The organism is Mesorhizobium sp. ISC15, assembly GCF_037162615.1.
Taxonomy (GTDB): Bacteria; Pseudomonadota; Alphaproteobacteria; order Rhizobiales; family Rhizobiaceae; genus Mesorhizobium; species Mesorhizobium mediterraneum.
This window is the reverse complement of sequence record NZ_JAVSPX010000001.1, coordinates 6,336,217-6,358,463: the sequence shown is the minus strand read 5'-3', so window position 1 is coordinate 6,358,463 and position 22,247 is coordinate 6,336,217. Positions and strand designations below refer to the sequence as shown.

The 22,247-nt window shown below is 62.3% G+C and carries 12 protein-coding genes and 7 pseudogenes; 12 read left to right on the top strand and 7 right to left on the bottom strand.

All coding sequences use genetic code 11. The features are described 5' to 3' along the window. Window positions 1-147: 147 nt before the first annotated feature. A pseudogene (locus RPG13_RS30630) lies at window positions 148-492 on the top strand (zincin-like metallopeptidase domain-containing protein); the annotation flags it as partial. Between the two features lie 157 nt (window positions 493-649). Here RPG13_RS30630 and groL read toward each other — a convergent pair. From groL to RPG13_RS30615, 3 genes and pseudogenes are all read right to left on the bottom strand, one after another. Beyond that, entirely contained in the window at window positions 650-2,305 is a 1,656-nt protein-coding gene (gene groL, locus RPG13_RS30625) for a chaperonin GroEL (protein WP_337126745.1), read from the bottom strand. 65 nt (window positions 2,306-2,370) lie between these two features. After that, window positions 2,371-2,664 (bottom strand): annotated as a pseudogene (gene groES, locus RPG13_RS30620) (co-chaperone GroES); the annotation flags it as partial. 61 nt (window positions 2,665-2,725) lie between these two features. After that, entirely contained in the window at window positions 2,726-3,325 is a 600-nt protein-coding gene (locus tag RPG13_RS30615) for a hypothetical protein (protein WP_337126744.1), read from the bottom strand. A 765-nt stretch (window positions 3,326-4,090) separates the two neighbouring features. On the opposite strand from RPG13_RS30615, the gene RPG13_RS30610 reads away from it, so the two are divergent. From RPG13_RS30610 to RPG13_RS30580, 7 genes and pseudogenes are all read left to right on the top strand, one after another. Next, a complete protein-coding gene (locus RPG13_RS30610) occupies window positions 4,091-4,414 on the top strand; it encodes a DUF736 domain-containing protein (protein WP_337126743.1) in 324 nt (107 codons plus the stop codon). A gap of 181 nt (window positions 4,415-4,595) precedes the next feature. Beyond that, window positions 4,596-4,865 carry a helix-turn-helix transcriptional regulator gene (locus RPG13_RS30605; RefSeq protein ID WP_337126742.1) on the top strand — a complete coding sequence of 90 codons (270 nt, stop codon included), beginning with the start codon at window positions 4,596-4,598 and terminating at the stop codon, window positions 4,863-4,865. Continuing rightward, window positions 4,862-5,410, top strand: coding sequence for a S26 family signal peptidase (locus tag RPG13_RS30600; RefSeq protein ID WP_127318495.1), 549 nt, complete (start codon window positions 4,862-4,864; stop codon window positions 5,408-5,410). Before RPG13_RS30605 ends, RPG13_RS30600 begins: the two co-directional genes overlap by 4 nt. Next, window positions 5,398-6,081 (top strand): lytic transglycosylase domain-containing protein, encoded by a 684-nt coding sequence (locus RPG13_RS30595; protein WP_337126741.1) that lies wholly within the window; start codon window positions 5,398-5,400, stop codon window positions 6,079-6,081. Before RPG13_RS30600 ends, RPG13_RS30595 begins: the two co-directional genes overlap by 13 nt. A 178-nt stretch (window positions 6,082-6,259) precedes the next feature. Further along, complete coding sequence (gene rlxS / locus RPG13_RS30590; protein ID WP_337126740.1) at window positions 6,260-8,230, top strand: relaxase/mobilization nuclease RlxS; 1,971 nt, start codon at window positions 6,260-6,262, stop codon at window positions 8,228-8,230. A gap of 358 nt (window positions 8,231-8,588) precedes the next feature. Continuing rightward, entirely contained in the window at window positions 8,589-9,575 is a 987-nt protein-coding gene (locus RPG13_RS30585) for an AAA family ATPase (RefSeq protein WP_337126739.1), read from the top strand. Between the two features lie 17 nt (window positions 9,576-9,592). Continuing rightward, window positions 9,593-12,065, top strand: a pseudogene (locus tag RPG13_RS30580) (S8 family peptidase). 206 nt (window positions 12,066-12,271) lie between these two features. Here the strand turns inward: RPG13_RS30580 and RPG13_RS30575 are convergent. From RPG13_RS30575 to RPG13_RS30560, 4 genes are read right to left on the bottom strand one after another with little or no spacing between them, the layout of a single operon-like run. Beyond that, window positions 12,272-13,831, bottom strand: a complete 1,560-nt coding sequence (locus tag RPG13_RS30575; protein WP_337126738.1) for an E2 ligase fold family C protein — start codon at window positions 13,829-13,831, stop codon at window positions 12,272-12,274. A gap of 3 nt (window positions 13,832-13,834) precedes the next feature. After that, window positions 13,835-14,323 carry a Mov34/MPN/PAD-1 family protein gene (locus tag RPG13_RS30570; RefSeq protein ID WP_126057777.1) on the bottom strand — a complete coding sequence of 163 codons (489 nt, stop codon included), beginning with the start codon at window positions 14,321-14,323 and terminating at the stop codon, window positions 13,835-13,837. Next, complete coding sequence (locus RPG13_RS30565; protein WP_442921400.1) at window positions 14,320-14,919, bottom strand: putative metal-binding protein; 600 nt, start codon at window positions 14,917-14,919, stop codon at window positions 14,320-14,322. Before RPG13_RS30565 ends, RPG13_RS30570 begins: the two co-directional genes overlap by 4 nt. Before the next feature lie 10 nt (window positions 14,920-14,929). Next, a complete protein-coding gene (locus RPG13_RS30560; RefSeq protein ID WP_337126736.1) occupies window positions 14,930-15,226 on the bottom strand; it encodes a DUF2604 domain-containing protein in 297 nt (98 codons plus the stop codon). Between the two features lie 903 nt (window positions 15,227-16,129). Here RPG13_RS30560 and RPG13_RS30555 point away from each other — a divergent pair. The 4 pseudogenes from RPG13_RS30555 to RPG13_RS30540 form a co-directional block, all read left to right on the top strand. Continuing rightward, a pseudogene (locus tag RPG13_RS30555) lies at window positions 16,130-17,023 on the top strand (terpene synthase family protein); the annotation flags it as partial. A gap of 88 nt (window positions 17,024-17,111) precedes the next feature. Next, window positions 17,112-18,156: pseudogene (gene fni / locus RPG13_RS30550) on the top strand (type 2 isopentenyl-diphosphate Delta-isomerase). Between the two features lie 86 nt (window positions 18,157-18,242). Next, window positions 18,243-18,474, top strand: a pseudogene (locus tag RPG13_RS30545) (IS5/IS1182 family transposase); the annotation flags it as partial. A gap of 666 nt (window positions 18,475-19,140) precedes the next feature. Continuing rightward, window positions 19,141-21,446, top strand: a pseudogene (locus tag RPG13_RS30540) (prolyl oligopeptidase family serine peptidase). The last annotated feature ends 801 nt before the right edge of the window (window positions 21,447-22,247 follow it).

Below are 22,247 nucleotides of genomic sequence, written 5' to 3'. Positions count from 1 at the left end.
CTCCAATTCGGGCGACCCGCCGCTTTGCGGGGACAGGCCCTCGGGCCCGTCCCCGCAAAGCGGCGGAACAGCGTCCTACACGTGAAAGACTGTCCTGATTCCAGTGCAGGAAGATGACAGAAAGGACGCGATGAAGACGTGACCTAACACGAGCTTGGCCACTGGACCGGCCACCCGACGCGACTCGCGCGCGACCTGTCCGGCTCCTTCGGGTCCAAGACCTATGCGCGCGAGGAACTGGTCGCCGAAATCGCATCAGCCTTCATCTGCAGCAGTTTCGGCATCGAGCCGACCGTGCGCCATGCCGACTACATCGGCTCATGGCTGACGGTTTTGCGCGAGGACAACCGCGCCATCTTCCGCGCCGCCAGCCATGCCTCGAAAGCCGCCGATTTCCTGCTTGGCCTCAATGCCGATGTCGAAGGCGAGGCACATGCCGAAACCGCCCATGGGAGCGCGCAATCCTCACACGCGACCGCCTTGCGCCTCTGATGACGCAAAAGCCGCGCGCAACCAACTCGACAGTTCTCTTTGAGGTTGCGCTAAAGCCGATGGCCGGCGTTGGCGCCGATCGTTTATCGGACCGAGGTTCGCAAAAAAAGGGCGGCATTGCTGCCGCCCTCTCGTTGCGAAAGCTGCCAGAGCTAGATTAGAAATCCATGCCGCCCATGCCGCCCATGCCGCCGCCGCCCATGCCGCCAGGCATGCCGCCGCCAGCCGACTCCTTCTTCGGAGCCTCCGCGATCATGGCTTCGGTGGTGACCAGCAGGCCGGCGACCGAGGCCGCGTCCTGGAGAGCCGTGCGCACGACCTTGACCGGATCGACGATACCCATGGCGATCATGTCGCCATATTCGCCGGTCTGGGCGTTGTAACCGAAGGTCGCGCCCTTGTTCTCGAGGATCTTGCCGGCAACGATTGATGCTTCCGCACCGGCGTTAGCCGCGATCTGACGGGCCGGAGCCTGCAGCGCGCGACGCACGATGGCGATGCCAGCGGTCTGGTCGGAGTTGGCGCCGACAGCCTTGATGGTCAGCGAAGCGCGCAGAAGTGCGACGCCGCCGCCGGGAACGATGCCTTCTTCGACGGCCGCGCGGGTCGCGTTGAGGGCGTCATCGACGCGATCCTTCTTTTCCTTGACTTCCACTTCGGTCGCACCGCCGACGCGGATGACGGCAACGCCGCCCGCCAGCTTGGCGAGACGTTCCTGCAGCTTCTCCTTGTCGTAGTCCGAGGTGGTCTCCTCGATCTGCTGCTTGATCTGGGCGACGCGGCCCTGGATCTCGGCCTTCTTGCCGGCGCCGTCGACGATGGTGGTGTTCTCCTTGGAGATCGACACCTTCTTGGCGCGGCCGAGCATGTTGAGGCCAACATTCTCGAGCTTGATGCCGAGGTCTTCGGAAATGACCTGGCCACCGGTGAGAATGGCGATGTCTTCCAGCATGGCCTTGCGGCGATCACCGAAGCCCGGCGCCTTGACGGCAGCGATCTTCAGGCCGCCACGCAGCTTGTTGACGACCAGCGTGGCCAGAGCCTCGCCTTCGACGTCTTCCGAGATGATGACCAGCGGCTTCGAGGTCTGCACGACGGCCTCGAGGATCGGCAGCATGGCCTGCAGGTTGGAGAGCTTCTTCTCGTGGAGAAGGATGTAGGCGTCTTCCAGATCCGCAACCATCTTGTCGGCGTTGGTGACGAAGTAGGGCGAGAGATAGCCGCGGTCGAACTGCATGCCTTCGACGACTTCGAGTTCGGTCTCGGCGGTCTTGGCTTCCTCGACCGTGATGACGCCCTCATTGCCGACCTTCTGCATCGCTTCGGCGATCATCGAGCCGACCGAAACGTCGCCATTGCCGGCGATGGTGCCGACCTGGGCAACCTCTTCCGAGGTCTTGATCTTCTTGGCGTTCTTGATCAGCGTCGCGACGATGTCGGCGACGGCGAGGTCGATGCCGCGCTTCAGGTCCATCGGGTTCATGCCGGCGGCAACCGCCTTGTGGCCTTCCTGGACGATCGACTGCGCCAGAACGGTCGCGGTCGTGGTGCCGTCGCCGGCGATGTCGTTGGTCTTCGAAGCGACTTCGCGGACCATCTGCGCGCCCATGTTCTCGAACTTGTCTTCAAGCTCGATTTCCTTGGCGACGGTGACGCCGTCCTTGGTGATGCGCGGTGCGCCGAACGACTTGTCGATGACGACGTTGCGGCCCTTGGGGCCGAGCGTGACCTTCACTGCGTCGGCGAGGATGTTGACGCCGCGCAGCATGCGCTCACGAGCGTCGCGGGAGAATTTTACGTCTTTGGCAGCCATTTTTAGCTCCTGGCAGGGGCTTGAATTGAGCCCGGGAATTCAGTTGACGGAAAGGCCTGATATGAGCCGATGATACCCAGGATGTCGGATTCCTTCATGATAAGAAGGTCTTCGCCATTGAGCTTGACTTCGGTGCCCGACCACTTGCCGAACAGGACACGGTCGCCGGCCTTGACGTCCAGCGGGACGAGCTTGCCGGCTTCGTCACGAGCGCCGGAGCCGACAGCGATGATCTCGCCTTCCTGCGGCTTTTCCTTTGCGGTGTCGGGGATGATGATCCCGCCGGATGTCTTGGATTCGGATTCGACCCGGCGAACGACCACGCGGTCATGCAGCGGTCGGAAATTCGACTTTGTCATTTTCGGATTTTTCCCTGGTGCGGATGTTTAGCGTTTTGTTAGCACTCGCGATAGATGAGTGCTAACGCGGTAGTGAGGTAGGCTGTAAGCGGGCACTCGTCAAGACGGACGAGGGCAGGCGAGGAGCTCTGGCCCCCTTGCCGGTGAAGCCCAACGCATACGCGGCATCCGCGTTGATGGCTCCGAGCCCCACATTTCCGTTGAATTCGGCGTCGTGACGCCAACTCGCGCGCGCCGCTTCCAAGTCGCCAGTCGTGCTGCCGTCAGCACGAACATAGGGCTGCGCTTCACTTCCCGTCGAAGCCGCGGCAAGCAGCGCCGCCGTCAGCACGCTCCTTTGCAGATGCTTGCCAAAGGTGGAGAGTGAGCGCACCTGCGCCGGGCTGTTGGTGCGAACGTAAGACGTCATTGACAAGTCCTTTTTGCAAGTCGAGCCCTTCTCCACCTTCGGCCGCCGTCGACGCGAAGAAGTCCGCATCGCGCTGAATACGGGCGCTGCGAAAAAGAGAAAGATGTGTTTGATGGCTGCGGCCCCAACGGTGCCTTCCAGATTTGAGATCACTTCCGCCGCGATGCGGCTGAAGCTCCTCGCAACGTCACAATCGAATCTGCTGCAAAGCCTCCAGGAAAGGAGAGCATTGCTCATCTCGCGCTTGTGCATGCAGTCAACCTTCGATCCGTGTTGCCACATCTCAATTGCAAAGGCCGTGCCAAAGCTCACTGGGTAGTGAACGCATGGCTCTCCCTGAAAAGCTCCACAAATCCAGCATGGTCGATTGTGCGGAACCCGACATGCGTCTTCTGCCACTGTCAGCTTTCGGACAGGCATGACGCGTTTCGCGCCGCCCACCGGTCGATCGGTTTTGGGGCCGGTCTGTTCGCCTCATAAGAGCGCGTCACGTTGCGTAGCGGCTTCCCGAGCGCCGCCGCCTGACACTGGACCTGCAGGTAGCACCGGCTTCTCATCCAGCCTTGCTTTGGCCCCTTCGCGTATCAGATTCCCGCTGGCGAGCCCTGCTTTCATCGATCGCACCATGCCGGATGTCTGCTCTGGCGCCCGACCCGCTGGCACGATCTCGATCCGGCATAAGGGCGCAGCATCTTTGCAGGCCGTTTCATTCCCGGCGTCCTGCTTGGCTGACAGACCGCACTTGGTGAGCGGTCTCCATGCTCTCTCCAAGGACCATCCCTGCGGCTGGCTTGTCGACCTATGGGCGGGTCCGCGCCGCCCGAAACCCTCGCCATCAGCTTTTTTCCCTGCCGCCTGCGGCGGCTTCCTCGCGCCGCTTCGCTCACAAAAAAGCTGCCCGCTCGGGTCCTTCGCTGTCGCTGCGGCCCTGTCGGGTTCAGGCGGTCCTGACGCGCCCATTACGGTACGCCATCGCAGGGGATGGTCCCCGGCGAAAGCAAAAAAGGAGACTTCGAAATGACCGCGATCGGTTACGTCAACAAGCAGGAAAACGGCGCCTACAAGGGCCAGCTCAAGACGCTCAGCGTCCGCGCCGACATCGATATCGTCCCCAACCAGGCCAAGAGCGCCGATAACCATCCCGACTTCCGGGTGCTTACGCAAGGGGTCGAAGTTGGCGCCGGCTGGATCCGCACCGGCGAGACTTCCGGCAAGGGTTATGTGAGCCTGTCGATTGCAGCGCCGGAGTTCGGACCGCGCAAGCTCTACGCCAATCTCGGCCGCGCCGCCGGCCAGGACGATGACGACACCTACGCCATCATCTGGAACCCGGCCGACTGATCGGCCGACATAGAGCCTCGCGCCGCAGCCCCGGCGTGGGGCTCATTCCCAGGAGTTCCACCCAAACCCCGTCCGCCCTAAAAGGGCGGCGAAAACTCTCCCCCGACTCTTCGCCCGTCCCCGAGACGATCTCCCTCGCCCATCCTCCCCCTCGCTTGTCCGAAGCGAAACGAGGATCATCATGGACGACGAAAACGAACGCGCGGCCCGCGCGAAAAAGGGCAGCCCGTTTCTCAGCACAGCCCAAGCCGCCTTCTATATCGGGCTCTCCCAGCGCACGCTCGAAAAGATGCGGCTCAAGGGCGGCGGCCCGAAATTCCGCAAGCACGGCCGCTATGTCCGCTATCACATCGACGAACTTGACCATTGGTCGAAAGGACACCCGCAGCACTCCACTGCCGGCGATGGCGAGGCCGGTTCCGGCCAGGGCGGCACGGGAGGCCATTCATGAGCCGGCGCCCTTCCATCCATCTGATCGGCAGCCGCCTTCGGCGTGTTCGAGCCCGCAAGACGGTGGCCTTGGCCGCGGCCGGTCTCGGTCTTTTGGGCTTCACGGCGCTGGCAAAGCCCACCCCTTGGCTGGTCTGGAACGCCTCGGCCAGCGCGCCGATCGGCCTTTACCGCATCGCTGCGGGAGCGCTGGCGCGCGGCGATCTCGTGCTCGTGCGCCCGCCTGAATACGCGGCGTATCTCGCCGCCGAGCGCAGCTATCTGCCTCGCAATGTGCCGCTGGCAAAACGTCTTGCAGCGCTGCCGGACGATAATGTCTGCGCCTTCAATGACGCCATCATCATCGGCGGCGACATCGTCGCGCGCCGGCTCAAAATCGACGCCGAAGGCCGACCTTTGCCATGGTGGAACGGCTGCCGAGCGCTCGGCGATAACGAGGTTTTCCTGCTCGGCAGCGACAAAAACCGCTCCTTCGACAGCCGCTATTTCGGGCCTGTTCCCACTCAAAATGTCATCGGGAGGCTCGTACCGCTATGGACCGAGTGACCCTCCTCTTGTTGGGCATGATCGCCATTGCGCCATGCGCCTGTTCCGCCTCGACCGGCGCTGAGCCGGTCGCCATCTCCCAAAGTCCGCAGCTGCGAAAGTGGCAGACGTTGGTATCGGAAGCAAGCCGGCGCTTCCATATTCCCCAAGCCTGGATCTATGCCGTCATGGCTGCCGAAAGCGGCGGCAAGACGATGCGCGACGGCCGCCCCATCACCTCCCGCGCCGGCGCCATGGGCCTCATGCAGGTGATGCCCGGCACCTATGAGGAGATGCGGGTCGAACACGGCCTTGGGCCTAACCCGCACGATCCGCGCGACAATATCCTGGCCGGCACGGCCTATCTCAGCGCCATGTATGACCGCTTCGGATTTCCTGGCCTGTTTGGCGCCTACAATGCCGGTCCCGAGCGCTACGACGAGCATTTGAAGCGTGGCAAACCGCTGCCAGAAGAGACCGTCGAGTACCTCGACCAACTCAAGGCGGCCGGAGTTTCGGCGGCCGACATCGAGACGTTCGAAAGCCAATCTGTCGCTCCAAAGGCGCAAATCGCTCCTCTCGGACGGTCGCTGTTCTTCATCCATGACGGTGTTCACTCAGGCGTGCGAAACGGCGATCTCTTCGTGCCGCTCGGCAAGGACGGCGCGCAGCCGAGGGAGCCGGTGCGTTAGCCATGGGCGGACGGGGGCGCGTCTGGAGGGGCAGGGCGCGTAAGGCAAGATAAAGGTACTGCCTCCAGGAGGCGGTTAAATCTTTGTCTGCACATCGTTTTTCCAGGAGGCTGCCGCCGGTGCCAAGAGGGTTGGACGTGTAAGTGTCTGATTTTGCTTGATATGTCTGGGAGGTCGCATGGCAGATGACGAGTTCAGGCCGAAGCTCGGCAAAATCGGGTCGCGCGGCTCGAAGGCAGGCAAACGCTATGCCGGTCAAGTCCGGGCAGCCGTCAACCGAGCCGGCGGCCAGCCCCAGCCCGGCGGTCGCTTCACGGGCAGCCGGACAGGGCGCGGCGGGGCGGCTGCGGCGCTGCTGAAATCGCGCGACCGGTATGCCGCCTTCCGCCAGCGCCGGGTGATCGTCAAGGCGCGGATCGTCAAGCTCGCCGGCAAGGGCGCGGACGGGGCGCGTGCCCATCTACGCTATCTTCAGCGCGACGGCGTCACCCGAGAAGGTGCGCCTGGCGAGCTCTACGGCGCCGACAGCGACCGCGTCGACGGCAAGGCGTTCATCGATCGCGCGGACGGCGACCGCCACCAATTCCGCTTCATCGTCGCTGCCGAAGACGGCATCGAGTATGAAGACCTGAAGCCGCTGACGCGGCGGCTCATGGCGCAGATGCAGGAAGACCTCGGCACGAAGCTCGACTGGGTCGCGGTTGATCATTTCAACACCGGCCACCCGCACAGCCACATCATCGTCCGAGGCAGGGACGACCGTGGCGAGAACCTGGTCATCGCGCGCGAATATATCTCATCTGGCATCCGCGAGCGGGCGGCCGAGCTGGTCAGCCTCGATCTCGGTCCGCGAACCGACCGCGAGATTGAGCTTCGCCTGCGCCGGGAAATGGAGCAGGAACGCTTCACCAGCATCGACCGTCGGCTGCTCAGCATGCGTGATGATGACGGCCTGGTCTCGCCGGGCGGTCCCGACGCCATTCGCAAGACGCTGCACCAGGGACGGCTGCGCAAGCTCGAGCGGATGGGTCTGGCCGCGGAGGTCGGCGCTGGCTCCTGGCGCCTCCACGATGAGCTCGAAGCCACGCTGCGCCGCACCGGCGAACGCGGCGACATCATCAAGACCATGCACCGCGAACTGGCCGGCAAGGGGCTTGCCCGCAGTGCCGCCGACTGGGTGATCCACGATCGAGCCGGCGAGCCCGTCCAGTCTCTCGTCGGTCGCGTTGTCGCGCGTGGACTGGCCGACGAGATCAATGACCGCCACTACATGATCGTCGACGCCGTCGACGGTAAGAGCCATTGGATCGACATCGGTAGAGGCGAGGCGATGGAAACGATGCCTAATGGCTGCATCGTGCGTGTCGCGCCAAGGAACACCGAGCCGAGGCAGGTCGATCGTACCATCGCCGAAATCGCCGCCGCGCATGGCGGCCGTTACGACGTCGATATCCACCTGAAGCATGACCCATCCGCCACCGAGAGCTTTGCGCGAACGCATGTGCGGCGGCTGGAGGCGATCCGCCGCGCGACCGGCGGCGTCGAGCGAGAGCCGAACGGCACCTGGCTCATCGCGCCGGACCATCTCGATCGCGTCGCGAATTATGAGGGCCAGCGGGCCAGGGCCGAGCCTGTCGTTGCCGACAAGCTCTCCTCAATGGCGCTGGAGCGACAGGTCAGCTTCAACGGCGCCACCTGGCTCGACCGGGAGCTGGTTGCCGATAGACCCGAGCCTTTGCACGGATCCGGCTTCGGCCGCGACGTGAGAGAGGCGCAAGCTCGCCGGCGGCAGTGGCTGATCGCGCAAGGCCTCGCGCATGAAGAACAGGATCGGATCGTCTATCGAGCCAACATGCTTTCGATCCTGCGCCAGCGAGAACTGAACCGTGTTGCTGGCCAACTGTCGGAGGAACTTGGCCTGCCCTATGCCGAAGCGCGATCCGGAGGACGAGTACAGGGTACGCTCCGCCGCTCCGTCGAGCTTGCCAGCGGAAAATATGCCGTCGTTGAGAAGTCGCGCGAGTTCACGCTGGTGCCATGGCGGCCGGTGCTTGAGCGCCATGTGGGCAAGGAGGTCTCCGGTGTCGTGAGTGGGGAGGGGATTTCATGGACCGTCGGCCGGCAAAGGAGCGGACCTGGTGTTTCGTGAGATGGTGTACAGCTTTTTAGCCAGCGGCGCGGGCAGCCATGCGAGCCCGCGTAGACCTTATGGCCGCACGCCCGCAATCGGTCGCATGGACCTGACAGGCGGGGCGGCTTTGGAGCGTTCGGACCCGACACGCTGCGTGAGTGGCCAGACTTCGAGCGCTCGAAGATGCGGACTGTTGTCTGCTGGCCGGCGTTATTCCGGCTGGCCTATGACCGCGGCGCAACAGTTCACCGCTGAAGTTGCCACGGGCGAACATCGACAAGAGAAAAAACACCATTGCGCGATACAAATCGCCGTTGAAAGCGTTTAGGTTGCAGCATGCGCTTCGCCAAGTAAACGGATACCCCAGAAGAGAGCCATGACCACGGCCCGCCATATCGTGACGCTGCTTAAAAGCCACATTGCCGGCGACGAGGATCGTTTCCTCTCTATCGCGATGCAGCTTGCTGCGCATGAGGCACGTCAAGGCCATGGCAAGCTTGCTCAGGAGCTCAAGGGTCTGGTCGACGCAGCCAAGAGCAGGGACGCCCGGATTGCCAAGAGCAGTCGGCCGGTTCCCCTTTTTCAGCCAAAGGGCGAGCTCGCAGGGCTCCTGCATGTGCGCTATCCGGACCTGCGACTGACCGACATGATTTTGCCGGACAGTCTGCGCTCGCGCCTGCACCGCGTGCTGGGAGAGCAGCGCCAACAAGCAAGCTTGCGCGAGCACGGGCTTGTTCCCCGTCGCAAACTGCTTCTGGTCGGCCCGCCAGGATCAGGCAAGACGATGACCGCATCGGCATTGGCCGGGGAGCTTCATCTGCCCCTTTTCATGATCGTCCTCGATGGTTTGATCACCAAGTTCATGGGAGAGACTGCCGGAAAGCTGCGGCTTGTTTTTGATGCAATGCAGGCGACGCGGGGCGTCTACTTCTTTGACGAATTCGATGCCATCGGCGCGCGTCGAGGCGAACGCCAGGATGTTGGCGAGATTCGGCGCGTGCTGAATTCGTTTCTGCAGTTTCTCGAGCAAGACGACAGCCACAGCCTGATTATTGCCGCAACAAATCATCCCGAGCTGCTCGACAGAGCTTTGTTCCGCCGTTTCGACGATGTCATCGAATACGCCGTGCCCGATCGGCCGATTATCGAGGCGCTGCTTCGGGCTCGACTCGACCGCTTCGACACCAGAGGGCTTGCCTGGAACGAGGCGATCTCTCAGGCAGAGAGACTGTCGCAGGCCGAGATCACCCGCGCGGCCGACGACGCTGCAAAAACCATCATATTGCGGGGGGGGAAGCGGATCACCTCGGAAGCGCTCATCGACGCTCTGAAGGAACGCCGGCAGGCTTCGCTGTCTGAGTAGCGACAGCACAGATCATAATGGCAGACGATTTTCCGCGCGACCGCGCCCATATCCACCTTCGCAACAACGGCATTCGGGAAGCCTATCGGCGGCCCAACCAACTTATACATGCACCGCCGCTGCCGGCGCGTGATCGGGCGTCGCATGCTGCGGCCTTGACGCAATCCATCGAACAAGCGGTCGAAAGTGCACGCCAGCAGATTGCGGCGCGTGACCCCCAGCTGTCGGTCGGCACGCCTGGCTTTTACCTCGAGATCGATCTGCCCATGTCCGGACGGGCGGCCCTCGACCAGTTGGCCGATCGTCGCCAGCACATGGAGCTGGTCGCCGTCCATGAGCCAACTCAACCCGGTGCTCCCATCACAGCGTCGGTGTTCCTGCCGCAAAGCGCGCAAGCCTATTATTTGCGGAAAGTCGAGGCGTATCGAGACGTTGACACTGACCGCGGCAGACCGCGCAACGAGCCGCTCGTCTCCCGCATGGAGACAGTCAGGCTGGCGACTGCACGATCGTTGTTTACCGACCACGACGACCTCTTCCCCCAGGCCGCTGACGAGCAGGTGTGGTGGGAAGTCTGGCTGCTGCGCGACGGTCGCCGCGAGAACTTCGAGCACATTGCCGAAGCCCTGAACATCACTTTGCGCACGCATGCGGTCAGGTTTCCGGAGCGGGTGGTCATGCTGGCACTCGCCAGCACGGCAATGCTCGACCGCATGATTGCGCACAGCGATGTCGTCGCCGAGCTGCGGCGCGCGAAGGATACGCCGTCCTTCTTCATGGGCCTTGGCGGCGCGGAGCAAAGGGACTGGAGCGACGAGCTTCTCGGGCGCGTCAGACCGCCTCAATCCGATATTGCGGTCTGCATTCTCGACAGCGGCGTACGTCGCACCCACCCGTTGATCGAACCCGCACTTGCCGTTGAAGACTGGCACACCGTCAAACCGGCATGGGGCAGCGACGACACACCTGCGTGGAGCGGCCACGGGACGCGAATGGCAGGTGTCGGCCTGTACGGTGATCTGGTCCCGCTCCTGGTCGGAGGCGATCCAGTTCCATTGCCCTTTCGGCTGGAGAGTGTTCGTATCCTTCCGCCAGAAGACGAGGCAAACGATCCAGAACTCTATGGCGCGATCACCGCGGAAGCGATCGCCCGCGCCGAGGTGAAGGCGCCGGAGCGCCGCCGCGCGATCGCAATGGCTGTGACAAGCGCCAGTCCGGCGCGTGGAAGGCCTACATCGTGGTCTGCCGCTATCGACCAACTCTGTTTCGAAGAGGAACAGCGACGCTTGATCGTTCTCTCTGCCGGCAACATCGGCGATGACCTCATGCCGGCCGAGCATTTGACGCGCAACGATCTGGAAGCAGTCGATGATCCTTCTCAGGCCTGGAATGCGCTGACGGTCGGCGCTTTCACAGAAAAGGTCGATATCATTGACACCGACTTTGCGGGCTACGCTCCGATCGCGCCGGCCGGCGAGCTCTCGCCGCGCAGTCGCACTTCGGTCGTTTGGGACAGGCAGTGGCCGGTGAAGCCCGAGGTCGTCTTCGAAGGCGGCAATCTCGCCCATGACGGTGTGTTGCCTGGCGAGCCGATCGACGATCTGCAGATATTGACCACTTTCTATCGACCCGAACTGCGCCACTTCACCACCCTCGGAGATACGAGCGCGGCAACGGCCCATGCCGCACGGATGGCGGGACTGATTCTGTCAGCGCGCCCCGAGCTGTGGCCTGAAACGGTTCGCGCCCTGATCGTCCACTCGGCCGAATGGACTCCGGCGATGCGGCGCACGCATCGATGCGTGCAACGGAGCGAAGGGCGAGATCCAGGCGCTCGTGCGGCGCTATGGTTACGGCGTGCCAGATCTTGGGCGCGCGCTTCTGTCAACGGTGAACGACCTCACGCTTATCGTTGAAGATGATCTTCAGCCTTTCCAGCGCGAGGGCGGCGCGGCTGCCAAAACGCGTGACATGAAGCTGCATCGCCTGCCTTGGCCGAAGGAGCAGCTCGCGGCGCTCGGCGCTGCCCAGGTCGAGCTCCGCGTCACGCTGTCCTATTTCATCGAACCCAACCCCGGTGAACGCGGATGGACCCGCCGGCATCGTTACGCGTCCCATGGTCTTCGGTTCAGAGTAAAGTCAGCGACCGAGACAGTCGACGAATTCCGAGCCCGCATCAATCAGGCCGCTCGGGACGAGGAGGAAGGGGCGCCTGCTGGAGGCGGAGAAGAGTGGCTGCTCGGCACCTTCCGCGATCGCGGCTCGTTGCACGCCGATTTCTGGTCGGGCAGCGCCGCCGATCTCGCCGAGCGTGACGCGATCGGCGTGTTCCCGGTCGGGGGCTGGTGGAAGGAGAAGCCTTACCTGGAACGCGTCGACGCTATGGCTCGATACGCCCTGATTGTGACGATTCGGGCGCCTGGGGTCGATGTTGACATCTTCACACCCGTCGAAGCAGCCCTGACTGTCGAGACGTCGGTCGAGACCTGATGCAGCACTGTCCAAACCGGCCAACAACGGAGGTTTGACCAGCCTCTGGTGCCATGGCGGCTGGTGCTGGATCATCACGTCGGCAACAGGGATCATGCGCGGAGGACGATAGGCCGGCAAAGGAGCGGGCCAAGCGTGTCATAATGGCGCCCATGGTCACGCCCACAAGCCGCGCCCCCTGCGTCTACGGAGAGGTGCGCGTCTGCTTAGGCGGCCGAGACATCGCTTACCTGATCAACGCGCTCGCCGTATTTGCGCCTGTAAGCGGCAATGAAATCGTCGTCCCTACAGATGCAGCGGCCGCTGGAGTCCTTGGCCTTCGGATCGTGCAAGTGAGAGCCAAGGGGGCGCAGAAGATTCACCCGAGTGCTCGTCGTCGGGCTCATGGGAAACCCCGCACTATGTTTGACCAAATCCGCGGCAAGCATAATCCCGGCAAGCACCGACTGAAAAGCCATCGGAACCACAGTTCGAACGCGGCGACTTCCTTCGCTAAGCTGGAACACCAGACCGCCGCAGATAGCCTGCTGATAAAAGGAGCGCAGGGGCTGGCCGACAAACGGGGCTAGCGGTTCAAACGGCACAGCCATCGCTGTAGCCACGCGAACTACAAAGTCGTTGGGAACTCCGGCATTGGTCTGCAGGAGCGTTTTCACCTGCTCGTGTGCTTCCGGTATTCCGAGTTCCTCGGCAATCAGCTGGTGCTCGTCCTTGGATTTTCCGGATGGCAGGTACATGCAACAAAGGCAAGCCTGGCCGTCATCGAAACCATGCCGGGAGATACCGAGATCGTGCTCCTGCGTCCAAGCGTTTGCGATCCATCGCGGCAGTGCACCTTGGACAGCCAGACGGTCGGCGGCGGTGTCAAGCGCCACACCCACTTGGTCGAAGACCCAATTGCCCCGGCGCGCAACATATTCTGCCCACGTCAGAGGGTGCGCCTCGACCTCAAGGGCAGTCGATCTAAGGGCGGTGGCTGCAAGAACCGCTTTGGACATACCAATCTCCGCCTGGCCAGCCAATGCGTAGCGCTGCAGGTTTGAGAGTTCGATCGCTTCGTGATCGATTACATGCAGACGACCCTTGAGATCGGGTTGTCTCGCTAGCGCCCAAAGCGAGCCATGGCCTATCGCACCGAGCCCAACGAGGTGGGTTTCGCCAAGGTCGACTGGGAAGTCGATCGGGCCAGGCTCCCCGGCTTTGGTCTTGTCGTAGCTGCATAGCGAGAGGTCGATGGTTTCGTCCAACTCGGCGCCGGTCAACTGGGCGGCGAAGATAGTTCGAAAGACGTTGGCGGCGCCGAAGCAACTGGCGGCGCCAGCTCCATAAGGCAGCAGACTTGGGCCAGAGCCCACCGGGTCCGTACGCGACAGCTTTGCCGCCCAACCGTCCGATCCCACGAAAAAGATCGGGCACCGGAGTGATGGGCGCGTTACCCCTGCAACGACGCAGACGGTGGCAGACTTGCCGGAACGCCGGATGCCGACTTTTGGATTGATCGACTTTGCCAAGCGCTCCAGCGCTTGGGCTTGAGAGCTCGCCGCGCTGTCCAGCGGGAGTATCGCCAGAACCGGGTAGAGCCTAGCGAGCAATCTCACCGCAAGATCTAGTGTCGCCTGGCCTTCGGCGCAGGAAGCGGCCTGATGGTCGAAGGCGACTGCCACGACCTGCTTTTCAAGAGCTGCTTTGAAGTCTCCCAGATGAAAATCGGCCAGGACCTGAGATGCCGCCGTGGCGGCGCGATCGATGAAGTTAGCGAATGCCATTGTTCAACTCGATATCATGATCATTCGCGACAGTGCCGCGGGAGGGAGCGCATTCCATTTGGCCTTTTCGTCAAGCCGATAGGCGGCGACCCGAGCAAAATCGAAAGGCTCGCGGGCGAAATTCGGCACTACCAGCGACAGACACCCAACCGTGGTAGCAACCGCATAAGCGTCGTCCGTCGTCGAATGGTAGGCGCGGCCCGGATGGCTGTGAATCTGGGCCAAGAGTTTCAGGCCGCTTTTGTAGAGCCAGACATTGAGCCGGTGCAGTTCTTCGGCCGCAACGATCACGCAAACGCCATCGTTTGTCCGAATGTGACGCTGCGCCGGGATAACCGTCTCTGTTACGGCAAAGTGCCGGTCTTGCTGAACGCCGACCCAGAGCGCCATCCCCTCATTGCCCTCGCGACCAACTGAGCGCAGATGCCCATGCGTGGTCGAGATGCAGCCGCGCGGGAGAGTCACGATCGTTACATCTCTCAAACCAGTCATTCTTGTATCGCCTGAGGGGATACCACCATTCCTACGATTGTCGGTTGGAGTTGAATCTGCAACTGCTCTATAGGAACGATTCCGTACTTGATGATCTTGTCCAGGATGAAGGCCAAACAGCCTTCGCCAGAACCCCGATGAAGCAGCCATGGATCACCTGAATGGGCTGGATTGTCGTGGTATTCCCGGACGCCCGCCATGCACAGGAATGGTTCGTCCTCGGGACTGTTGGCCTGGATGAAGTCCGTCAGCGGCACGGCGTTCTGCTGGATGAGAGCTCCTATCATCTCCGGCGGCGTTCCGGGCAGCGGCGGACGTCTAAGCATTTTCAGGTATAGATCTTTCCGGGCAATCGGATGACGCGTAAACGGATCGACGAAGACCACGGACGGTGGTCTTAAGTCGTAGTCGGTGAAGTCGACCTCGCTCGCTGCGCTGACCACCCGTGGCTTTAACTTGGGGCTGGCGAAAATGAAGAAAGCGCGCGGAAAGGTCGCCTCGATCAAGAAGCAGCCCTGAGCCCGATAGACATCAGCATATGGCCGGAACCGGCCGATCTCCCGATTAAACTTCGCTCGGGAGACCTCCGGATCCACACTTTGGGGTTTAGGCACCTGCGACGCCCGCCTTCAGGCTGAGGAACAGGGTCACAGTATTCGGGAAACCGAAATCGCCAAGCTTCTTGTCGACGTCGAGCAAGTTGCCGGCCTCATCCTTCAATTCCCAATTCTCGGCTGGTTGGGCGACGTTCTGCGTGTTCTCAAGGGCTTTGGTACGAATGACGTGAAGCGGCTGGTTGGGATTGGCTTCGACCTGCGTGGGCTGGCCGTTCACCACCACCGTGATCTCGATCTTGCCCGGCCCGCCGCCGTGATTATCGCCCTTACCCGAATCCTTCGACATTGTCCTACTCCTGTGGCTTGCCAACCGTCCCACGCCCTGGCGCCCACCTGCGAGTGAGACCGGCGGTCTTCAATCGTTCACCCGGCGCCACGGCCGCGAGTACGCGAAAGACAGGGGATAAGCTACCAAATCGGTGCTTGCCTTCTTTTATGGGTGACTTGAGCCGCAAGTAAATGGTCTCAAATTGCTCCTCACAACTATAATCGATTAGAGCAATGCGAAAATATTGGCGACACGCCTATTCATCTGCTCTCTCACTCGCCTGCTCCGTGCTTGGCAAGGGGAGCTTTGACTGCGTCACGCGTCCCCCAAGCAGCCGATTGCGCCGGCAGCGCCGTAGGAACCGTCGTTCAGAGTCTTCACCACTCAAGCAGCCGCATGGATGCAGCCGACGCTCGTCTCCACAAACAGCGCAAGTGGTGCCTTGTTGGATAAGGTCGCCTCGTCCCTGGTGCAGCATCTGTCGGAACGGGTCCGCTGCGAGACCATGCCTCATCATCGCGCATGCGCAGCAGCCGGCGGTCGATGCTCGTAAGGCGTTCTGCTCATTTCGTGGCGAAGGCGCTGCTCGACTCGCGGACATATGCGGGCACCGAGGCGGAGGCTGACCAGTCGGCGCCGCGTTCGCGGATGTCGCTTGCAATGTGCTCGCGTGCGTTTGCCGCCGGCGACCTTGCCGTCCTCGCCTGCTATGGCGAGCCGGCGCAAGCGGATTGCTCGATACTGCCGGCGAGACTGCGGGCCGGCTCCAAACGGCCGTTCACAAGAGCTTGCATCAGCAACTGGCAATCGGATCGATAACTTCGCGATCGCCGTTATGGCGCGGAGATGCGGTCTCGCCGGGTTGTGGCTGGCGCTTCGTTGGGGGCGGCGCGTCGTAGCCGAGGGAGCAGGGGCGGCGCCATGATCCAGACCGAACGCGCGCTGCAGCAGGTGCTTGAGTGGGGGCGTGCCCTGACCGGTTTCGCGGATGAGCATGCTGAGGAAGCGGTAAGGGGCGGCCAGTATATCCTGCAACGCATTCACCCGAGCCTGCGCGACACCAGCGCCCGCACCGGCCGCGATCCGCAGAACGAAACGCTGATCGTGGCGTTCTATCGCGAACTGGCGCTGCTGTTCTGGCTAGACGATTGCAACGACGTTGGCCTGATCGCGCCGGAGCAGCTCGCCGCCGTGGAGCAGGCGCTGGGGCACGGCGTACCGTGCGTGCTCTCCGGATTCGAGGGCTGCGCTCAGCTGCGCGCTTCGCTGGCTGCGCTCGCTTACGATCGTCGCGACTATGCTCGGCTTCTCGACTATACCCGGTGCTACTGCGCGGCGCTGCGCGCCGGACACGCGCAGGCGGCAGGGGCGCGACGCTGGTCTTACGCCGAGTACCTGCACAACGGCATCGATTCGATCGCTTACGGGAACGTGTTCTGTTGCCTGTCGCTGCTGTGGGGGCTGGACATGGCGACCTTGCGCGCGCGTCCCGCGTTTCGCCAGGTCCTGCGGCTCATCTCAGTGATAGGGCGCCTGCAGAACGATCTGCATGGACGCGACAAGGACAGGTCGGCCGGCGATAACGCGGCGATCCTGCTTCTGCAGCGCTATCCGGCTATGCCTGTGGTTGAGTTCCTCAACGACGAGTTGGCCGGCCATACGCGCATGCTGCACCGGGTGATGGCGGAAGAATGCTTTCCCGCGCCGTGGGGACCGTTGATCGAGGCGATGGCGGCGATCCGCGCGCAGTACTACCAGACTTCGACCAGCCGCTACCGCAGCGACGCTGCAGGGGGAGGCCAGCGTGCGTCGGCCTGGACGCGCCGGAGGCGGCGGCTTGGGCGCGCTGCCGTCGGTTCGATCCGACGCAACGCCGTCGCCCGCTGCTACGGATGGAGCGAGCATGAGCGACACCGCCCTGAGCCGGCGAAAGGACGAACATCTGGACATCGTGCTGGATCGGCGAACGGCGCCGGCCACGGTGGCCGCTGGCTGGGAGTACATCCATTTCGAACACTGCGCACTGCCCGAGTTGGACCTGACGCAGATCGACCTGCGCGCCTCGCTGCTGGGCAAGGCTATGCGCGCGCCGCTGCTGATCAGCTCTATGGCCGGCGGCATGCCACGGGCCGAGGCCATCAACCGGCATTTGAGCGAGGCAGCGCAAGCCTTGGGGATCGCCATGTGCGGTTCGCAGCGTGTGAGCCTGCAATCCCGCAACTCCCAGGGGCTAACGCGCGCGCTGCGCCGCCTGGCGCCAGACATTCCCTTGCTGGCCAATATCGGCGCCGCGCAACTGCGGGAGGCCGACGGCCTGGACCTGGCGCGTCGCGGTGGACGCGCTGGAGGCCGATGGGCTCATCGTCCATTTCAATCCGCTGCAGGAAGCGGTACAGCCGGAGGGCGACCGCGACTGGCGCGGCGTCCTGGCGCTGATCGCTGGCGCCGCGCGCATCGTGGGCGTGCCGATCGTGGCCAAGGAAGTGGGGGCGGGCCTGTCCGCCTCGGTGGCCTGTGCGCTCGTCGAGGCGGGCGTGGCGGTAATCGATGTCCCCGGCGCCGGCGGCACCAGTTGGGCCGCAGTGGAGGGCGAGCGCGCCCGCAATGCCGCCGACCGTGCAGTGGCGATGTCATTCGCCGATTGGGGGATTCCCACCCTGACCAGCGTGCAGGCGGTGCGTCGGGCGCTGCCAACGGTGAAGCTGATCGCGTCGGGCGGGATCCGCGATGGCGTCGACGTGGCCAAGGCCATCCGCCTGGGCGCGGACATCGCCGGGCAGGCGGCCAGCGTGCTGGGCGCGGCGACAGTGTCCACCGAGGCCGTTGTCGCGCATTTCGAGATCGTCATCCGCCAGTTGGCCGTCGCCTGCTTCTGCACGGGCTCGGCTGATCTGGCGGCGTTGCGTCAGGCGCGCTTGTTGCCCTCGTCGCATTTGTCCGCCGGTTGATGTCGGCGTCGTCCGCACGCTAACAGCAGGCTGCTGAAATACCTACGCCAAAGACAGACTATTGATCCCCCTGGCGAGACGGCTCGATTGACGGGAGCGATGTGTTCATGGAGCAGCTGTTCACGATGAAGCGGTTGGAAGATTTCGTTCCAGCCGGTCATCCTGGTGCCCGCACCGGCTGATGATCAATGGAGCGCTGGTGCGGCTAGACGGCATCCTTTCCGGCATGTACGCCTGCAGTGCCAAAGGCGGTCGCCCCAGCGTTGCGCCGGAGAAATTGCTGCGGGCCGTGTGTTGCAGGTGTTCTACAGCGTCCGTCGGAATTGATGCAGCAGGTGTTGCTGTGGCAAGGCCAAGACCCGGGAATGCCGTCAGCTTTGATCAGGCGCTTCGGGCCGTCGGAAACGCGCGAAGAGTCCGGCTTTCGAAAAAGGCCGAACGCCTCAGATAAAGCCAGAACTCCTTGGGTCACCATCAAACCAATTTGACGCCCCGGGACAATTTCGTCCGGCATTGTCCGGTGTGCGACGATGTTGGGGATGCGACATAGGCGGATTGCCGTGTATTTAAACCGCTTTTCCTTTGGCACGCATATTGCGCCCTATCGGTAAACCTCGTCATGGGCCGGCGGCAATCGCTCGGAGATTGTCGAAATAGCACAATGATTTCTGCCGGGGTGACATCCGGCCCGACTAGAGCAGGACCTTTCAGATGATGCAGAAAAGCAAGCGGCCATACTCGCGGGGAAATAGTCGCGTCAGGGCTGCATGGACGCTCTTTCCTGGTTGTTTCGGCGGCGGACGCCAACTCTTCAATCGGCACCCGAACCAGTGCCTGGATGTCCAAGGAGCGCCCCTGTTGCGCGTGCCTGGCTGCACCCGCGTGCTGGCTCTCCTCCAAGGCGACGCTCGGCGCTGCTGCAGACCGGCGACGAGAACCCAACTTCAAAATTAGCATTCCGAAAACCGAAAGAAGTGAACAGGTATGTCCAGGATCGGCGCTTTGACGCGCGCGGCATGGCGATCGGCAACTCAGACGCTGGCCAAGGGTTCGAAAAGTTTACACCCGACGCTAGCGCCGGCCGATTTCAAGCGCGCACTTACGATCAACGATCGATATGGCGGGCTCACTGTCAATGTCCCCAAAATGCCTTTCTGGCTGACCGGGGGTGAAGCCTTCGTCTACCGCCGGACTAACCACGGCGAGCAGCAGTTCATGCAGGTCGATGCTGCCACGGGTTTCAAGCGGCCCGCTTTCGATCAGGCGCGTCTGGCGGCAGCGCTAAACAAGGTGAGCCATGAGAGCTATCAAGCCGGCAATCTTCCGTTCGACCGTTTCGAACTGAGTGAGGATGGTCGCAGGCTCGACTTCCAGATTGAAGACACCCGGTGGAGCTGCGACCTTGCAAGCTATGACTGTACCAGCACCACATTCGATGCAAGGAAAGGGGACCGTAGGGAGCTCAGCCACCGCTACACGCCGCCAGCGGAGAACAACCCCGACAAGAGCAACGCGTCGCCCGACGGCAAATGGATCGCCTATATCAAGAACTGCAACGTTTTCCTGCGCAGCGAGGACGGATTGCAGGATGTTCCTCTGAGCCGGGACGGAGCCGAAGGCAATTGCTACGTCTTTTCGACGCTGAGCTGGTCGCCGGACTCGCGCCACCTCGCCGCTTACCTTGTTCGCCCCGGCTATAGGCAAAGGTCCGCTACCTCAATTCTTCGACGGACCAGTTGGAGCGGGAATATTCAACAATATTCTATCCCAGGCCGGGCGATGTCCTTCCGCTGCCCCAGCCAGTCCTGTTCGACATTGCCGGCCGGCGCCAGATCGTGATTGACGGTGCCCTCTTCTCGAACGTCTTCGAACTTTCCCCTCTCCGGTGGTGGGCGGACAGCCGCGGCTTCACTTTCGAATATAACCAGCGCGGGCATCAGCTCTATCGCCTGGTCGAGGTAGACGCCGCCTCGGGCCGCGGGCGCTCCCTGATCGATGAGACCAGCGAGACATTCGTTGATTATTTGCCGCTGGGGCATGGCCAGGAGGATGCCGGAAAAATCTTCCGTTACGATGTCGATGACGGGAAGGAGATCATCTGGGCATCAGAGCGCGACGGGTATGAGCATTTGTATCTTTTCAACGGCCGGACAGGCGCGCTCGAAAACCAGATCACCCGAGGTGAGTGGGTCGTCCGGAGGGTCAACCATGTCGATCCGGTCAAGCGTCAGATCTGGTTCGAGGCGAGCGGGATGAACTCGCAGGAGGACCCCTATTGGGTCCATGCTTACCGCATCGGCTTTGACGGCAAGGGACTGACTGCACTGACGCCCGAACCGGCCAACCACCATATCGAGTTCTCGCCTGACAGGCGCTATTATGTCGATCTCTGGTCACGCATCGATCTGCCCCCGCGCATGGCACTCTACCGCGCCAGCGACAATGCCAAGCTCCAGCAGATCGAGACGGCCGACATTTCCGAGCTCGTCGCCGCAGGCTGGCAGCCGCCGCTCAGTTTCCATTCCAAGGGGCGCGACGGCAAAACTGACATCTGGGGCGTGCTCCACCTGCCAGCCAACTTCGACCCGGCGAAGAAATACCCGGTTGTGGAGAATATCTATGCTGGACCCCACGGCTCCTTCGTCCCAAAATCCTTCTCGCGGTGGACAGAGCCGCTCACGCAGCTGGGCTTCGTCTTTGCTCAGATCGACGGCATGGGCACCAACAACCGCTCCCGCGCCTTCCATGATGTTGCTTGGAAGAATCTGAAGGACGCAGGATTTCCCGATCGCATTCTGTGGCACAAGGCGGCGGCCGCGCAATATCCATGGTACGACATATCCAACGTCGGCATTTTTGGCGCATCCGCCGGCGGCCAGAGTGCAGTCAGCGCGCTGCTCTTTCACCCCGATTTCTACAAGGTCGCCGTCGCCAAAAACGGCTGCTTCGACAACAGGATAGACAAGACCTGGTGGAACGAACTGTGGATGGGGTGGCCGGTCGGCATTGAATATTCGCAATCCTCCGCCGTTGACAATGCTCACAGGCTGCAGGGCAAGCTGATGATCGCGGTCGGCGAAATGGATGATAATGTCGATCCGTTTTGCTCGTTCCAGCTTGCCGATCGACTCATCAAGGCAGGAAAAGATTTTGACATGGTCTACGTTCCTGGTGCCAATCACCATACTCTAGGCACCTACACCGAGCGCAAACTCCTAGACTTCTTCGTTCGCAACATTCTCGGTCAGACCCCGCCCGACTGGAACACCAAACCGATCGAGCTGGACTAGCTTGTGGCTCTTGCAATTGTTAGCTCGCCTTATCGGCTGTAATCAGGGCGAGGCGCGAGCAAATCTGCACCGAAGGACGATCGTGGAGTCTAGGACTTGCGCTGCGTATTGAGGATAGGCTCGCCGCGACGTTGGTCTGAGCAAACTGCTTGATAGGCACGCCTGCAGACCGCGTGTGTGCGATTGCAAGATCCCCTATCAGCCTGGTGTGAAGCGTTCAGGGGAAAAGCCGCACCCAACGCCGCTTCCGCTCGCCGTAACGCTACGGCGGTGCGGCCCACCCGATCCGCTCGACGAGCATTGGAACACATAGGTCCCCGAACGGACGATTGCCTTGGCAATAGAAGACCCTCGTCGGTCATCGCCGCTGTGGGTGGCAGCCCGTCGGTCTGGAGCTGCCACGATTCTCATCCTCGCGTCACATATGAGCTGAAGCTTTCCGGATCGGGTATCCAATCGGCATCCAGTTGCTCGGCGATATGGTTGAATTCTGCCCTCAGGACAAGAGTGAGTAGAGCAGCCCCGCTACGAAAATCCTATCCTGGTTCGTTTGACGCATCGACTATTCAGATTGATTGGCGTGATACCCGGCGCGGCCGCAACACGCTAGGCCGTCAACCGCTGAGCAGAAAACCAGCCTTCGCCTTCCGCGGCGGCGGACCTCGTCAGCCTTTCGAAAGCTTGCCTGAGTAGGTTGCTCATGTGATCTGTGGAAGTGAGGATAGCGTGCACCCGTACAAACTGGACATTCATCGTAGCAGCTTGGCTGCAGGTGCAGCACGCCGTACCGCACGAGCAAGC

Excerpts from the sequence above, each read along its gene's own strand:
- RPG13_RS30560 (WP_337126736.1), bottom strand. The coding sequence starts at position 15,226 with ATGTCGAAGGATTCGGGTAAGGGCGATAATCACGGCGGCGGGCCGGGC.
- groL (WP_337126745.1), bottom strand. The coding sequence starts at position 2,305 with ATGGCTGCCAAAGACGTAAAATTCTCCCGCGACGCTCGTGAGCGCATG.
- RPG13_RS30585 (WP_337126739.1), top strand. The coding sequence starts at position 8,589 with ATGACCACGGCCCGCCATATCGTGACGCTGCTTAAAAGCCACATTGCC.
- RPG13_RS30575 (WP_337126738.1), bottom strand. The coding sequence starts at position 13,831 with ATGGCATTCGCTAACTTCATCGATCGCGCCGCCACGGCGGCATCTCAG.
- RPG13_RS30595 (WP_337126741.1), top strand. The coding sequence starts at position 5,398 with ATGGACCGAGTGACCCTCCTCTTGTTGGGCATGATCGCCATTGCGCCA.
- RPG13_RS30605 (WP_337126742.1), top strand. The coding sequence starts at position 4,596 with ATGGACGACGAAAACGAACGCGCGGCCCGCGCGAAAAAGGGCAGCCCG.
- rlxS (WP_337126740.1), top strand. The coding sequence starts at position 6,260 with ATGGCAGATGACGAGTTCAGGCCGAAGCTCGGCAAAATCGGGTCGCGC.
- RPG13_RS30570 (WP_126057777.1), bottom strand. The coding sequence starts at position 14,323 with ATGACTGGTTTGAGAGATGTAACGATCGTGACTCTCCCGCGCGGCTGC.
- RPG13_RS30615 (WP_337126744.1), bottom strand. The coding sequence starts at position 3,325 with ATGCACAAGCGCGAGATGAGCAATGCTCTCCTTTCCTGGAGGCTTTGC.
- RPG13_RS30610 (WP_337126743.1), top strand. The coding sequence starts at position 4,091 with ATGACCGCGATCGGTTACGTCAACAAGCAGGAAAACGGCGCCTACAAG.
- RPG13_RS30600 (WP_127318495.1), top strand. The coding sequence starts at position 4,862 with ATGAGCCGGCGCCCTTCCATCCATCTGATCGGCAGCCGCCTTCGGCGT.